Annotated in this window: 14 protein-coding genes; 8 read left to right on the top strand and 6 right to left on the bottom strand. The window is 50.1% G+C overall.

The window, feature by feature from the left end:
* Window positions 1–13 precede the first annotated feature (13 nt).
* The 3 genes from ACTTK7_RS03110 to ACTTK7_RS03100 all read right to left on the bottom strand — a co-directional run bounded on the left by ACTTK7_RS03110 (window position 14) and on the right by ACTTK7_RS03100 (window position 3,713).
* Window positions 14–1,339, bottom strand: coding sequence for a carbohydrate ABC transporter permease (locus ACTTK7_RS03110; RefSeq protein ID WP_462865688.1), 1,326 nt, complete (start codon window positions 1,337–1,339; stop codon window positions 14–16).
* Between the two features lie 24 nt (window positions 1,340–1,363).
* On the bottom strand, window positions 1,364–2,623 hold the full coding sequence (locus ACTTK7_RS03105) for an ABC transporter substrate-binding protein (RefSeq protein ID WP_462865686.1): 1,260 nt from the start codon (window positions 2,621–2,623) through the stop codon (window positions 1,364–1,366).
* Window positions 2,624–2,699: 76 nt separating this feature from the next.
* Window positions 2,700–3,713: a LacI family DNA-binding transcriptional regulator gene (locus tag ACTTK7_RS03100; protein WP_462865684.1), complete on the bottom strand. Its 1,014-nt coding sequence runs from the start codon at window positions 3,711–3,713 to the stop codon at window positions 2,700–2,702.
* 181 nt (window positions 3,714–3,894) lie between these two features.
* Between ACTTK7_RS03100 and ACTTK7_RS03095 the strand changes: the two genes are divergently transcribed.
* The 3 genes from ACTTK7_RS03095 (at window position 3,895) to ACTTK7_RS03085 (ending at window position 7,008) form a co-directional block, all read left to right on the top strand.
* Window positions 3,895–4,197, top strand: a complete 303-nt coding sequence (locus tag ACTTK7_RS03095; RefSeq protein WP_371862273.1) for a metal-sensitive transcriptional regulator — start codon at window positions 3,895–3,897, stop codon at window positions 4,195–4,197.
* A gap of 58 nt (window positions 4,198–4,255) precedes the next feature.
* Entirely contained in the window at window positions 4,256–4,468 is a 213-nt protein-coding gene (copZ, locus tag ACTTK7_RS03090) for a copper chaperone CopZ (protein WP_022793956.1), read from the top strand.
* A gap of 122 nt (window positions 4,469–4,590) precedes the next feature.
* Window positions 4,591–7,008 carry a heavy metal translocating P-type ATPase gene (locus ACTTK7_RS03085; RefSeq protein ID WP_462865682.1) on the top strand — a complete coding sequence of 806 codons (2,418 nt, stop codon included), beginning with the start codon at window positions 4,591–4,593 and terminating at the stop codon, window positions 7,006–7,008.
* Window positions 7,009–7,479: 471 nt separating this feature from the next.
* Here ACTTK7_RS03085 and ACTTK7_RS03080 read toward each other — a convergent pair whose 3' ends face one another.
* Window positions 7,480–7,746: a hypothetical protein gene (locus tag ACTTK7_RS03080; RefSeq protein WP_462865680.1), complete on the bottom strand. Its 267-nt coding sequence runs from the start codon at window positions 7,744–7,746 to the stop codon at window positions 7,480–7,482.
* Window positions 7,747–7,918: 172 nt separating this feature from the next.
* Between ACTTK7_RS03080 and ACTTK7_RS03075 the strand changes: the two genes are divergently transcribed.
* Both ACTTK7_RS03075 and ACTTK7_RS03070 read left to right on the top strand, forming a co-directional pair.
* Entirely contained in the window at window positions 7,919–8,341 is a 423-nt protein-coding gene (locus ACTTK7_RS03075) for a hypothetical protein (RefSeq protein WP_462865679.1), read from the top strand.
* 117 nt (window positions 8,342–8,458) lie between these two features.
* Window positions 8,459–8,845: a DoxX family protein gene (locus ACTTK7_RS03070; RefSeq protein WP_462865677.1), complete on the top strand. Its 387-nt coding sequence runs from the start codon at window positions 8,459–8,461 to the stop codon at window positions 8,843–8,845.
* Window positions 8,846–8,893: 48 nt separating this feature from the next.
* On the opposite strand, the gene ACTTK7_RS03065 is transcribed toward ACTTK7_RS03070, so the two are convergent.
* Window positions 8,894–9,946, bottom strand: coding sequence for an SEC-C metal-binding domain-containing protein (locus ACTTK7_RS03065; protein ID WP_462865675.1), 1,053 nt, complete (start codon window positions 9,944–9,946; stop codon window positions 8,894–8,896).
* A 151-nt stretch (window positions 9,947–10,097) separates the two neighbouring features.
* A complete protein-coding gene (locus ACTTK7_RS03060; RefSeq protein WP_462865672.1) occupies window positions 10,098–11,060 on the bottom strand; it encodes an L-lactate dehydrogenase in 963 nt (320 codons plus the stop codon).
* A 182-nt stretch (window positions 11,061–11,242) separates the two neighbouring features.
* Between ACTTK7_RS03060 and ACTTK7_RS03055 the strand changes: the two genes are divergently transcribed.
* The 3 genes from ACTTK7_RS03055 to ACTTK7_RS03045 all read left to right on the top strand — a co-directional run bounded on the left by ACTTK7_RS03055 (window position 11,243) and on the right by ACTTK7_RS03045 (window position 13,842).
* A complete protein-coding gene (locus ACTTK7_RS03055) occupies window positions 11,243–11,425 on the top strand; it encodes a hypothetical protein (protein WP_091613249.1) in 183 nt (60 codons plus the stop codon).
* Between the two features lie 64 nt (window positions 11,426–11,489).
* The gene (locus tag ACTTK7_RS03050; RefSeq protein ID WP_462865671.1) at window positions 11,490–12,926 is read left to right on the top strand and encodes an NAD(P)H-binding protein; all 1,437 of its coding nucleotides are present in this window, start codon (window positions 11,490–11,492) and stop codon (window positions 12,924–12,926) included.
* An 82-nt stretch (window positions 12,927–13,008) separates the two neighbouring features.
* Complete coding sequence (locus ACTTK7_RS03045) at window positions 13,009–13,842, top strand: STAS domain-containing protein (protein ID WP_462865669.1); 834 nt, start codon at window positions 13,009–13,011, stop codon at window positions 13,840–13,842.
* Window positions 13,843–13,942: the final 100 nt, after the last annotated feature.

The raw sequence follows: 13,942 nt of genomic DNA, 5'->3' as shown, positions 1-13,942 counted from the left end.
TCACTCCTTCCACTTATTTTTTCGCTCTTTCCGGAAACAGGTCCGAGCCAAGCAGCTTAACGAAGATAAAGCTGATGATGGCCACACAGACAAACACTATGACGGAAAGGGCAGAGCCGGCACCGAAGTTCTGCTGTTCAAACAGGGCTTTATAGGCAAAGACGGAAATTGATTCCGTGGCGTTTGCCGGACCGCCGCCGGTCAGCACATAGATCAGGTCAAATACGCGGAAGGCATCAAGGGTCCGGAACAGCAGGGCAACAAGAATCGCTGACTTTAACAGCGGCAGGGTCACAAAGAAGAACTTCTGTACTCTCCCGGCTCCGTCGACTTCTGCTGCTTCATACTGCGTATTTGGTATCGTCTGCAGCCCGGCAAGCAGAAGGAGCGCCATGTAAGGGGTCGTTTTCCATACGTCTGCGAATATGATGGAAAACATGGAGCCGGAAGCCGTCGTTAAAAGAGCGCCCGGGTCAGAAATTAAGCCAACCGCTGCCATATAGTGAGCGACAATCCCTGACTGTCCGTCGAACAGATAGCTCCACATCATGGCAGCTACCGCTGTTGGAATAGCCCAGGGTACGAGGACCGAAGCCCGGACGATGCCCCGTCCTTTGAAGGTCCGGTTGATTAACAGGGCGACACCAAGGCCGATGATCAGCTCAGCGCCGACGGAAACGATCGTAAAGAAGGTCGTATTTGTCAAAGCCGTCCAGGTCCGTCCATCCAGCAGATAATCCGCGTAATTCTGCAGGCCGACAAAGTTCGAGGAGAGCACCGAGCCCTGCAGATTGCCAAGCTGGGCGGAAAGGTAGCCTATTTCCACTGCCGTGTCCCCATCCGCCTGCTGCTGCAAGGAATTAACGGCCTCGATCTGTTCATCCATTGCAGCTTCAAAGTCGCTGCCCCACGAGCCGTCGATGGAGTGGATACGCAGGCTGTCATCTGTGATCGGCTCGTAGTCGTTCAGCATACTGTTGACTTCCTGGTAGCTTGAAGCCATTTCTTCGTCGGCAACGAGCTCTTCATGATGCTCCTGGACGACAGTCCAGGTTTCGTTAAACGTTTCCTCTCCTTCCGGATAAGCTTCGCTTAACTCGTTGACACCTTGTTCGACAAGGTACCGGTTGTCGGCATATTCTTCGAGATTCAGGCTTTCGGACATAATACGCTCCGATTTTGTCGGATCATTCAGCCGGTAGTCAAACAGGCTGTTCCAGCCGGAAAGCATAATGGGCCATATAACGACGAGAAGAATCAAAACGAGCGCCGGGGCGACCATTGCGTAGCCTAATTGTTTTTCGTTTAATTGAAATTTGCGTCCAGGTTTTCCAGCCATGGGACTTCCTCCTTTGAATCCGTGTTATTCTTCATTCAAAACGGCGCTCAATTTGCGTTCCATGCTGGCAGCAGCTTCTTCAGCCGTGATTTCACCCGCCGCTGCCCGCGAAAGTTCGATCTGCATAATATCCGACACCTCCGGGTAATCTGCTGTTACTGGGCGCGGTACTGCATTTTGAAGCGTTTCGACGAATGCCTCATCCCCAAACAGAGCATTTGCCTCCTGGATATCTTCATCTTCATACAGGGACTCAATGGTAGGAGCCCGGCTTCCTTCGAGAGCACCGATTTTCTGGCCCTGCTCACTGGACATAAATTTTACAAATTCCCAGGAAGCATCGACCTCTTCAGAATTTTTGTTGATCATCGTGGTCCACCCGCCGAGAGCAGAAGCAGTGCCATCGCTTCCGGAAGGGAGCGTGGTGAAGCTGACATTATCAGGAATGTTGGAGATTTCCGGATCTGTGGAAGTGGACAGGAGATACGGCCAGTTCCGGGCAAAAACGGTATTCCCGTTAATAAAGGCGTTTTCCGTTTCTATTTCCTGGAAATTAAGAATGTTATTTGGTACAAAGTCAGACTGCGTCACATCAATCATTTTTTGAATACCTTCAATGGCCTCGGGAGAATTGACAACTACCTCCTGATTTTCGTTAATAATCTGGCCGCCATAGGCGCCGATGTACTCAATAGCATTAGTGACGAGGCCTTCATACTGGGAAGCCTGCATCGCGTAGCCGAAGGAGGTGCCTTCCTCGCCCTGAAGCTCTGCAGCCATCGTTTCAAGCTCCTCCCACGTTTCCGGCGGCTCGTCTACAATATCGTTCCGGTAAAACAACAGCCCGGCATCTGTATAAGCCGGCATGGCGAACTGCCGTCCGTTATAGGAGGTGGATTCAATAGTGGCCGGGAAGTGGGCATCAATATTGACGTTGTCTCTTTCAATCAGGCGGTCGAGCGGAAGCGCATAGCCAGCCTGGGCGAATTCCGCCGGCCAGACCACGTCAGCGGCAAATACATCGATTTCATCACTGCCGCTGCTTAGAATCGTAGCGTACTGGTTATGCTGTTCGCCTGTGTCCGGCGGCATCTCCCGTACATCCACATTGATGTTTGGATGCTCTTCTTCAAATGCCTTGATCGTGGCATCTGTTGCATTAGTCGTATCCACGCCGCGGGCGTACGTAATCGTGACTTCGTCCTCAGCAGTGGGAGAGATGTCCGCATTTGAACATCCGGCGAGCATTATAAACGCTCCTGTAACGGCTGCAGCTTTCTTCATGCCTATTCCTCCTTAAGTGAAATCGATTTCAAAATATCCGAAACGTTTCGGATGGTGGAGAGAAGAAGGAAATAGCCTACCTGCTCCCCGGAATGCCGGTGGATTCCCGCACGGTTAACGAAGCAGGAATTATCAGGCTGGCAGGCGTATCTCTTCCTTCAATCTTCTCAATAAGTAATTCACAGGCTTTGCGTCCCAGCGTGTACCGGTCCTGATGGACAGTGGTCAGGGGCGGGGAAAAATACTCTGCGAGTACGAGGTCGTCAAAGCCGATGATTGATAAATCCCGCGGCAGCATGTATCCGAGATGATGAGCTGCACGCATCACACCGTGAGCCATTAAATCACTTGCGCAAAAGACGGCGGTAATGTGCGGATGGGCCTGAAGCAGCCCGATCGCTTCCTGCTCTGCCTTTTTTTCATCGAAGGCTGCCTCCCGGACGTATTCCTCCCGGTAGGGCAGGCCGGACTCCCGGAGTGCTTCCTCGTAGCCCTTCCGGCGTTCTTTGGATACGTAGGCGTAATGATGGCCATTAATAAATGCGATGTGTTCATGACCGAGTCCGATCAAATGTACCAGCGCCTGACGGGCACCGTCAGCGTTATCGGTAGTGACAAAGCTTGCGTTACCGCTTTCCACATGATTGTCGATAAACACGCATGGAAGTTCGGTAGCCGCCAATTCCTCGGTGGCGGAGTGGTCATGGGGGAGGTTCTGGGTGATGACTCCTTCGAGCTGTCGTTCCCGGCACATTTGGTAATACGTACGGTCCCCGGCGGGACGGGATTGAAACAGGATAAGGTCATAGCCGCATTCGTTGGCGTATTCATTTACGCCGGCCAGAATATCAAGTGTGAACGTATCCTTCGGATTGGACGGAAAGGACTGGGAGGTTAAGAGCCCAATTGTCTTCGAACGATTCATAACGAGGCCGCGGGCGATGTGGTTTGGCGTATAGTCCAGTTGTTCGGCGATCTCCTGAATACGCTGGCGTGTCTGTTCATTGACATCGCTGTATCCATTCAAAGCTCTTGAAACAGTGGTGACGGAAACGCCGGCTGCTTTAGCGATATCTTTTATGGTATTCATGATCAGCCTCCGAAACGTTTTGGAAGAATGACTTCATTATAGAAAACGCTCTCATTTTACGCAACCCTTTATTTTATTTTTTTCAAAATTATCACGAAAAACAGGGCTTTGCTATGAATCATAAAAATTGATTAACGCCGATCAACCTAGTAAACTAGCGGTAAATAAGCGATAAGAAGGAGTGGACAGTATGGAGCATGCTTCAGGCAATAAAAGGACCGTCCAACCTAATAAACAACAAATGCTGAATCGGTTAAAGCGCATTGAAGGACAGGTGCGCGGCGTTCACGATATGGTGGAAAATGATCGGTACTGTGTCGATATTTTAAACCAGATTGCAGCTATTCAGTCTGCGACCAATAAAGTATCTCTGGCATTAATGGAGGACCATACCTCGCACTGTGTGGCGAATGCGATTAAAGACGGCGAAGGCGAAGAATCCATTGAAGAGCTGATGGCCGTTATGCGGCGGATGATGAAGTGATTTTTGACAATACCCCTGTGGTGTATTATATAATTGGGGGAAAGAAAGGATGGTTGAAATGAAAAAAGAAACAATCCAGGTGGAAGGAATGAGCTGTGGACACTGCGTTTCTGCGGTAGAAGGCGGCGTTGGTGAACTTCAGGGCGTTTCAAATGTGAAAGTAAACCTCGATACAGGCGCCGTAGACGTAGAATATGATCCTGAAGTAACTTCACGAAAAGATATTGATGAAGCGATAGATGACCAGGGATACGATGTTGTATCTGCATAAATAATTAAGAAGGAGCGGATCGTGCAGCCACGATCCGCTTTTTTATCACAGTTTTTGTTTGCTAAATACTATACGGGGGTATAATATTAAAAGAAAGCCTGCAATGGAAATGAGGTGCTGGTATGGAAAAGCAGGAAACCAATAACAATCTTTCCCACTGGAACGCTTCCGTGGAGGGCATGACCTGTGCGGCCTGCTCCCGGAGGATTGAAAAGCAGGTGGGGAAAATGGAGGGGGTCTCGGAAGCCTCCGTTAACCTAACGACCGAACAGCTTTCGGTGCTGTACGATCCGAGCGAGGTAGCACCACACGATATGGAAGAAAAAATAGAGAAGACCGGCTACAGCGTCCGCCGAAGCGAAGCGGTGTTTGACGTCTCCGGAATGACCTGTGCGGCCTGTGCCAGCCGGGTGGAAAAGAAGCTGAATAAACTGCCCGGCGTCTCAGAAGCCTCCGTTAACCTGGCGATGGAGCGTGCAACGGTCCACTATCTGGACGGAGAAGTTTCTGTAGAAGACATGGAACAGGCAGTGGATAAATTAGGATATGGGTTAACCGAACGGACCGAGGAAGAGACGGAGGATCCGAGAGAAAAAGAACAGCGGAAAAAAGGGTGGCAGCTGCTGGTTTCCACGCTTTTAACTCTTCCGCTTGTATGGACGATGGTGTCCCATTTCGGATTTCTGTCCTTTCTCTGGGCACCGGAAGTGCTGATGAACCCATGGGTTCAGGTCGGCCTTGCGACACCGGTTCAGTTTATCATCGGCTCCACGTTTTACCGGAGCGCCTATAAATCCCTGCGAAGCGGCAGCGCCAATATGGATGTGCTGGTCGCCCTTGGGACATCGGCTGCCTATTTTTACAGTCTGTATTTTGTGCTGACAGGCAATGCATCTGAAGGGCTGTATTTTGAAACGTCAGCAGTGATTATTACCCTTATTCTTCTCGGTAAGTGGTTCGAAGCGAAAGCGAAGGGACGCACCTCGCGCGCCATCAAATCACTGCTCTCGTTAAAAGCCGAAACCGCTCTGGTGGAGCGAAACGGGGAAGTAACAGAGATCAAGAGCGAGGACGTTCAGGAGGGCGACATTGTCCACGTGAAGCCGGGCGCCAGGGTGCCGGTGGACGGTGAGGTCATAGACGGCCGCTCGTCTGTGGATGAATCCATGCTTACGGGCGAAAGTATTCCGGTGGAAAAAGACACGGGAGACACGGTGATTGGTGCGACGGTGAATGGAAACGGACGCCTCCGGATGCGTGCCACCCGGGTCGGAAAGGATACGGCGCTGTCCCAGATTGTGCGTGTCGTCGAGGAAGCCCAGGGCGGAAAGGCGGAGATTCAACGCCTCGCCGACCGCGTATCCGGAGTGTTCGTGCCGATTGTAATTGGCATCGCACTGTTGACCTTTCTCGCATGGATTCTTTTTGTGCAGCCCGGGTCGCTTGAAGCGGCACTGCTGCCGACTATTGCCATCCTTGTCATCGCCTGTCCGTGTGCGCTCGGTCTCGCAACACCGACGTCTATCATGGCAGGATCCGGCAGGGCTGCCGAAAACGGCGTGCTGTTTAAAGGCGGCCAGTACCTGGAGAGCACCGGTGCCGTGGAGACCATTCTGCTTGATAAAACCGGCACGATTACGAAAGGCGAGCCGGCAGTGACTGACATTGTGCCGGCACCGGACTGGACGGAGCAGCAGCTTTTGATGCACGCTGCCGGAGCGGAGCAATCCTCCGAGCATGCGCTGGCTCAGGCGATTGTCCAGGATGCGGCGCAGAAAAATATTACGCTGCCAAGGGCCTCTTCGTTTGAAGCAGTACCCGGCAAAGGGGTGCTTGCAGTCACCGACGCCGGTACTGTCGCGGTTGGCACCAGTACCTGGCTGGCGGAGCGCAATGTGGCAGAAATGCCGGAAGCAGCGGAAAACGAAACGCTGGAGGAGCAGGGCAAAACAGTCATGGGAGTGGCAGTAAACGACCACTTTATCGGCTGGATTGCCGTAGCGGATACAGTGAAAGAAACATCCAGACGGGCAGTGGAGCGTATGCAGGCAGCAGGGCTTGAAGTCGTCATGATCACCGGCGATAACGAAAAGACTGCCCGTGCCATTGCAGCAGAAGTAGGAATCGACCGTGTGATTGCGCGTGTGCTTCCGGAGCAGAAAAGCAGCGAAGTAACGCGGCTGCAGCGTGAAGGCCGGCGTGTCGCTATGGTGGGAGACGGCATTAACGATGCACCAGCGCTTGCGACCGCTGATATCGGCATGGCTGTTGGTACAGGAACGGATATCGCTGTGGAGGCAGCCGACATTACGCTGATGCGCGGGGATTTAAACAGCGCAGCAGATGCGGTACTCATGAGCCGGGCAACGATGAAAAACATTAAAGAAAATTTATTCTTTGCGTTTGTGTATAATTCCGTTGGCATTCCTATTGCCGCCATCGGCCTGCTCGCTCCGTGGGTGGCCGGGGCAGCCATGGCGTTCAGTTCCGTTTCTGTTGTACTGAATGCCCTGCGTCTGCAGCGGGTGAAAATTTCATAATAAAAACAGGCAGGGCCCAGAGGCTCTGCCTGTTTTTGCTTGTCATTATCAGAGGTACTATGAATCCAGTTCATTACTATATTACTATGAATTTTTTCGGTTTGTGGTATAATAAACAGGGAATTATAGGTACAATATAATGGTCCGAATGCATTTGATAGATGCTTCTCCAATTAAAAAGTGATTCAAGGAGGCTGTTCAAAATAGCTGTAAACTGTATGTCCCCATCCATAGGTAATGCTAAAATCTTCAATTCTGACTCTATCGATAAACTCACAAAGTGCCTGTATCAAACCGCCAATATCGAACTCGGCAAATTATCAGCTTCGATAAACAGCACCCAGGAAGAGCTCAATTTATTAATGCAGGAGATTCAAAGGCTCCAGGGTAAATCCGTATGATGCCTGGATACATGTTAAGCAGTTATTTATCTGAATGAAAACAGACAGGGCATAGCGCCACTGTCTGTTTTTAGTCTGCTTCTATTTTTTTATCCAAAAGGGCAGCGATAACGAACATAAAAATCATGCCGACGCTTACGACAAATAAGTCGGGTCCGATCAAGCGGGTGAATACAATGCTTAAAATCAATACAGAGAAAAAAGCGATAAATGTTACATTCGCTGCGGCGAACCGGTGCCGGCGGCCGTGCTGTTTAATGCGGGCGATGACGTAAATAACGGCATTTAATGCCAGGCCGATAAATAAAAGATAATACAGATTTAATGTCAGTTCCATGACTCATCGATCTCCTCAACTACGTTCTGGTATGTATTCGTGTATCGGGACGTCTTTTCATATCACTTTACATGGTAACATGAACTTGAAAAAGGCGGTAGGAAAGATAAACTGTGCCCGCATATGCTACACTTGCCGTAGAAGTTAGTGATGGAAGGAAGGAACAATTACGATGCAGATAGAAAAATACGAAGGCATGCCTCCAAGCGAAGTGCTTCAGGGCATCCTATATTTACACGCTCAGCTTTTTGAAAAAATGGAACCAATGCATCAAACCCTCGAACAGGCAGAGGCATCCCTTGTGCAGGTAGCACGGGAGGAAGGAAAGATTCTCGGCTATGACATCAGCTATGCGAAAGATGACAGCGTATGGTACAGCTGGCTGAACGGAATGGAGGAAGCGTTTGAAGATGACGGATGGAGAAGCCGTCTTGTCGGCAACGTTCTTATCCATGCCCGTGAGCAGGGATATCAGGTCGTGCAGACGAAGCTTGCCCACCGGTATCCGGAATTTATTGATATGCTGAAGGCGGCAGGCTTTCAGGTGAAAGAGGAATTAACAGATGAACGCATCTGGCTTGAGAAAAAACTGTGACAAGAGGCCGCTCCGGTCTCTTTTTTTTATAGGCAAAAATCACGTATCTTCTTATAGTGCCTTTTCAAATTTGCAGTAGTTCCGCATACTGATGAAAAAGAAAAAGGAGGAAATCATATGAAAAATATCGAAGCCGGACTGCTGATCCTCCGGGTCGTGACGGGCGTGATATTTTTAGCCCACGGAGCCGATAAATTACTGAATGGAATGGGTGCCCAGGCTGCATCGTTTGGCAGCATGGGAATGCCGGATGGCACTGCTTACGCTGTAGCGGTTATCGAAGCAGCGGGAGGACTCTTACTTATTCTCGGGGTACTGACGCGTGTCGTCGCCGGCTTGTTTGCGCTCATTATGCTTGGAGCGATTGTAACGGTTAAATGGCAGCAGGGGCTGATTGGAGGCTTCGAGCTCGACCTTATACTGATGGCCGCTTCCATCCATCTCGCTCTTGCCGGAAGCCGTATGCTTGCCTTGAAAAAACGAAAAAAGAAGGGTTCTTTCTGAAGCAGCAAACGGCCTGCAGGAGTTCATCCCTGCAGGCCGTTTTACTGTTTATGCATTTTCATTTGACGTGTAAGGCTCCATCTTTTTCCACTGCATACGAATAGTGGACGAGGCCACGCCGTAGCGCTCGGCAATTTCCTTCTGGGTGCCGCCTCCTACTGCGTATTCAAGGGCTGCTGCCTGGGCTTCCGGCTTGCGGATCACAGGATTTTCCTGCTCGCAAAACTGAATCCACAGATCCGAAGCTGCCGCTGCTGCATCCGCGGACAGACGGGCAGAGCCTTCAAGCGTTTCGATCACTTTCTGCTGTTCCTCGTTTAAAGCACCAGTCGAGGCCGAAGCGGTTTCTTTTGTTTCGGTTTCGGCATTATCCTCATCCTCTGTTTCAGCGGAAGGTGAGGTGCTGTCTGCTTCCTGGTATTTCTCCTGAAGATCGTCCTTCAGTGTACGAAGCACGTCCGGCAGGTGATGCGTGATCCAGCCGGCTTTATCCGCTTCGTTATCCGGAACAGAGCCGGTAACACTTTTAATGACATCATCGCCGAAGTCCGGATGGAACGGCAGCAGGCCGAGCATTGGATACCATTTGTCCTCCACAGGAACTAAAAAGGCGAGAAATACAATGTTTTCCTGCAGGTCCCGGAAAAAGGACAGTGGTTCAATGTGGTGAACCTCCCCGCTCAGCAGGTCAGTGACCTCGTACCAGTCGTCAGTCATTTTATTCAAACGGAATAATGACAGATTATGCCCGGTCCAGTTGGAATAAAGACGCTGAAGCCGCGGGTGCTGACTGTTCTGCTCTATCTGCTGATGGATGTTCATCCATTCCCTGCGCTCGTTGCCGTGCAGTAAAAAGTCGGCAAGCGCCAGATTTTGGACAAATTTATGCCAGGCATAAGGGAAATAGTTCGGCCGGTAGACACGGCGGTAATAATGGCTGAAATCCTTCCGGCTGTCTTTGTTCGCAGCGGCTGCAAGATCCAGCTGTATGTTGGTTACTTCTTCAGTCGTATAAGCTGGCTGATTGGCGGGATCGCCGCAGCATTTTTTGTATTTTTTACCGCTGCCGCAAGGACACGGATCGTTACGTGAAATACTCATACATTCAGGCTCCTTCTCACTAGTATGTTACTATTCCTTCAAATTCTAACATACATTGCCCCGAAATGGGGAATCCGTGCGCTTCGGGGGCTGGAGACGTGAAAAAACCCTTCGCAGTGGAAGGGCTGTATTTGTATAATAAGAGACTTGTTTAATTAGCCGCCTGTCCGTTCGCATTTTCCCAAACGGTGCGGAGTGTCTCTGCGCTGTGGCGGAAGCTGCGGGCTTCCTCTTCATTCAGTGGCAGTTCGATCACTTCCCGTATCCCCTCGCGGTTAATGACGGCCGGGACACCAATGCACAGATTATTTTCTCCGTACTGGCCGTTGAGGTGGGCGCTGACAGTCAAAACACTGTTTTCGTTTTTAAGAATCGCGTTTGTAATACGGGTGAGTCCCATCGCGATGCCGTAGCTGGTGGCGCCCTTGCGCTCAATGATCTCATAGGCAGCCCCGCGGACGTCTTCAATCATGCCTTTCATTTCCTTCACATCTTTGTCCTCTTTTTCATCCGCGAGCTCTACGGCGTTTCGGCCGCCGACGTTTGCCTGGCTCCAGACGGCAAGCGACGTGTCGCCGTGTTCACCAATGATATAGGCGTGGGAGTTCTGGGCAGCAGTATCGAAATAGTCACTCAGCATAAACCGCAGGCGGGCAGTATCCAGAATTGTCCCGCTTCCAATGACCCGTTCTCTTGGAAGGCCACTGAACTGCTGGGTGGCATACGTAAGAATATCCACAGGGTTGGTAGCGATAAGGAATATTCCGTCAAAGCCGTTATTCATCACCTGACCGACGATATTTTTAAATATAGCCGTATTTTTGCCTACAAGATCGAGACGGCTTTCACCGGGTTTTTGGTTGGCACCGGCGGTAATGCAGACAATGTCGGCATCCCGGCAGTCTTCATAGGTGCCAAACCATGTTTTAGTAGGGTGCGGAGCAAAGGCTTTACCGTGATTGAGATCCATCACGTCCCCTTCGGCCTTGCGTTCATCGAGATCGATGATCACGAGCTCCTCGACGACGCCCTGATTAATTAACGAAAATGCATAGCCGCTGCCGACAGCGCCGGCTCCGACAACAACAACCCGGTGGACGTGATTTCTTTTCATATATAAAATCCCCTTTCGAATATGAATCATGTGAATGAATGAGCAATCTTTATCTATTTACATTGTGCACTATTTCACAAATTGATACAAGTACAGAAAATGGATAGTTGTGAACAAATGATGAACTTACGTGTTGGGAGGAAATCGAAACGGGAAAGGAGCAGAAGAGGGGGAATGACTCGATGGAAAATGCGTTAAAATATGCGCTGCCGACAGCTTTGACGTGGGCAGTGATTGGTCTGCTCGCCGGTCTGAATCTCGACAGAGGATGGCTGTGGGTGCTTGCTTTTGTAGTTTTTGGGTTTCTCGTCAGCTTTGTTACAGTGATAATTGCGCAGTGGATTATTTCTAAAATAAATATGTAATTAGTGGCGGAGAAATTAGGGAATGGTGTGTGTAAAGCTAATAAGCGAAAAGGAGTGTGCAAGCATGAAGGATATAAACGGCCGGAGACCGGTCATCGCTATTACTGGCGCCAGTGGATACATCGGACGAAACCTGATGAAGGAACTGAAAAAGCATGCGGATATTATTGCTCTGTCGAGAAACATAGATACAAAGGAAAACGAGGAGCATGTAACATGGCGCTCGTGTGACTTATTTTCATTAAAAGACGCGGAACAGGCACTCGAAGGAGCAGATTATGCTCTGTACTTAGTTCATTCGATGATGCCGACATCCAAGCTGACTCAGGGGCGGTTTGAGGATATGGATGTTATTCTGGCGGATAATTTCGCACGTGCCGCCGAGCAGAAGCAGGTGAAGCAGGTCGTTTATTTGAGCGGCATTATTCCTGAAGCTGACCGTCTTTCCCGCCATTTAAGCAGCCGGCTTGAGGTGGAGAAAATTCTGAAATCATACCGGACGCCTGTGACTGCTATACGGGCAGGATTAATTGTCGGCCCGCAGGGATCCTCGTTCCCTATTCTCGCAAAGCTGGTGAAGCGGCTGCCGGTCATGATTCTTCCGAAATGGACGCAGACCAAGACCCATCCGATTGCGCTTGCCGACATATTAAACAGTCTGCAGAAGAGTATCGGGGAGGAATCGCTCTATAATCGTTCCATTGATGTTGGAGGGCCGGACGTAATGACCTACCGGAAAATGATGGATATCACTTCAAAGGTCATGGGAAAAAAACGGTATGCAGTCACCGTGCCTTTTTTCACCGTGCGCCTTTCAAGACTGTGGGTGAGTGTGACTACAGGGACGCCGAAAAGCCTCGTTTATCCGCTGATTGAAAGCTTGATCCACCCAATGGTGGCTGATCCGGCAAAAAGTGTGAAGGGCATTAGTGATGGGGAAATTTCATTTCAGGAGGCCGCAGAAAACTCCCTGAAGGAAAGCAGAAAGGAGCAGTCATCCATTTTGGCACGCCTGAAGCCGTCACCTGTAGAACGGAAGGTCCGCTCGGTCCAGCGCGTCACTATTCCAAGTGGAAGAGACGCGGACTGGACGGCCCGGTATTATATCAAGTGGCTCCCGAAGCTTCTGCGCCCTTTCGTAAAGGTGGAAACGACGGATCGTTACCTGTACGGTCTGCGGCCTGCTTTCATGAAAAGAACATTTCTTGAGCTTTCCTATTCTAAAGAGCGCAGCGAAGAAGACCGGGCGCTGTACTATATTACCGGGGGGCTCCTTGCACAGGTGAATGAAGGAGAACGGGGCCGGCTGGAATTTCGTAAAATTCCTCACACGAACCAGTGCATTGTAGCGGTACATGATTATGTACCGTCTATGCCATGGTACTTTTATCAATATACCCAGGCGTTTATTCATCTTTGGATCATGAACCGCTTTAAAGCACACCTTGAAAAAGACCAGTGGACGTTACGGAGGTCCCGCCAGCTCCAGCCGGAGACATAATTTTCCCCGTTTAGCTTCACCTTTTTTAAGGAACACGGAAAAGGATATGAGTACTCTGCATACAGAAGGGAGACGGTGCCGTATGAGCACCAACCAGTTGATCCGTGACTATTTTGTCAATCACGCAGCGGAAATGGCGAATTCATGGTACGAAACGCTGGAGGAATCAGACAGGGAATCTGCTTACGCAACGACGGACCCAAAAGAAGTCGAGGAGCTGAAGGTTCAGACTTATGAATTTCATTTATATTTCTCAAGTATTTTTATCGAGGACCGGAATACATGGGAGAACACCTTTGAAGTATGGATAGACGGCATTATAAGTGATCCCAAATACTTCCGGACGAAGGATGCGCGGGTCGTCCGGGAAATGATGAGGTACCGGGAGCAGTATACAGCCTATTTGAAGCGCTTTTACGCTGAAGAGCACCCAGAGCTCTCTGCCAATATGAAGGAACAGCTTCGGGAGCTCGTAACAAACGGCATGGATCAGATTATTCTTTCCTACGTGGAAAAATCCAACCGGCTGCTCCTGCAGAAGCTGGAGGCGAAGGAAAGTATTATTAATGAACTGAGCGCTCCGGTTATTTCTCTGAATAAATCCTCCGCCCTTCTTCCGTTAATTGGAGAAATTGACGAAGAACGGGCTGCAGTGATACTCGAGCACACACTCGAGGCATGCTCGAAAAATCAGGTCTCTGAATTGTTTATTGACCTTTCCGGCGTAGCCGGCATCGATACCTACGTCGCTCATCAAATTTTCGGCCTGATCCGTTCGTTAAAGCTGATTGGCGTACAGCCTGTCCTGGCAGGAATGCGTCCTGAAATCGCCCAGACCTCTGTCAATCTTGGCATCAGATTTCAGGATGTGCCGATTGCCTCATCGCTTTCCCAGGCTATGGATCAGGAACACTAAAAAGGCCGGCTCCCCATATTGATGTGATATGCTCCCCTTTAAGTAGACAGGTGAAATAAATCATCTGTTTTGCTTAGAGGGGAGCATTTTTTATGTCTTA

This window comes from Marinococcus tarijensis, from assembly GCF_054971385.1.
This window is presented reverse-complemented; position numbering and strand designations above follow the sequence as displayed.

Bases quoted from the DNA above. Each gene is read 5' to 3' on its own strand.
- ACTTK7_RS03045 (WP_462865669.1), top strand. From the start codon at position 13,009: ATGAGCACCAACCAGTTGATCCGTGACTATTTTGTCAATCACGCAGCG.
- ACTTK7_RS03050 (WP_462865671.1), top strand. From the start codon at position 11,490: ATGAAGGATATAAACGGCCGGAGACCGGTCATCGCTATTACTGGCGCC.
- ACTTK7_RS03100 (WP_462865684.1), bottom strand. From the start codon at position 3,713: ATGAATACCATAAAAGATATCGCTAAAGCAGCCGGCGTTTCCGTCACC.
- ACTTK7_RS03105 (WP_462865686.1), bottom strand. From the start codon at position 2,623: ATGAAGAAAGCTGCAGCCGTTACAGGAGCGTTTATAATGCTCGCCGGA.
- ACTTK7_RS03110 (WP_462865688.1), bottom strand. From the start codon at position 1,339: ATGGCTGGAAAACCTGGACGCAAATTTCAATTAAACGAAAAACAATTA.
- ACTTK7_RS03060 (WP_462865672.1), bottom strand. From the start codon at position 11,060: ATGAAAAGAAATCACGTCCACCGGGTTGTTGTTGTCGGAGCCGGCGCT.
- ACTTK7_RS03065 (WP_462865675.1), bottom strand. From the start codon at position 9,946: ATGAGTATTTCACGTAACGATCCGTGTCCTTGCGGCAGCGGTAAAAAA.
- ACTTK7_RS03085 (WP_462865682.1), top strand. From the start codon at position 4,591: ATGGAAAAGCAGGAAACCAATAACAATCTTTCCCACTGGAACGCTTCC.
- copZ (WP_022793956.1), top strand. From the start codon at position 4,256: ATGAAAAAAGAAACAATCCAGGTGGAAGGAATGAGCTGTGGACACTGC.
- ACTTK7_RS03075 (WP_462865679.1), top strand. From the start codon at position 7,919: ATGCAGATAGAAAAATACGAAGGCATGCCTCCAAGCGAAGTGCTTCAG.
- ACTTK7_RS03070 (WP_462865677.1), top strand. From the start codon at position 8,459: ATGAAAAATATCGAAGCCGGACTGCTGATCCTCCGGGTCGTGACGGGC.
- ACTTK7_RS03080 (WP_462865680.1), bottom strand. From the start codon at position 7,746: ATGGAACTGACATTAAATCTGTATTATCTTTTATTTATCGGCCTGGCA.
- ACTTK7_RS03055 (WP_091613249.1), top strand. From the start codon at position 11,243: ATGGAAAATGCGTTAAAATATGCGCTGCCGACAGCTTTGACGTGGGCA.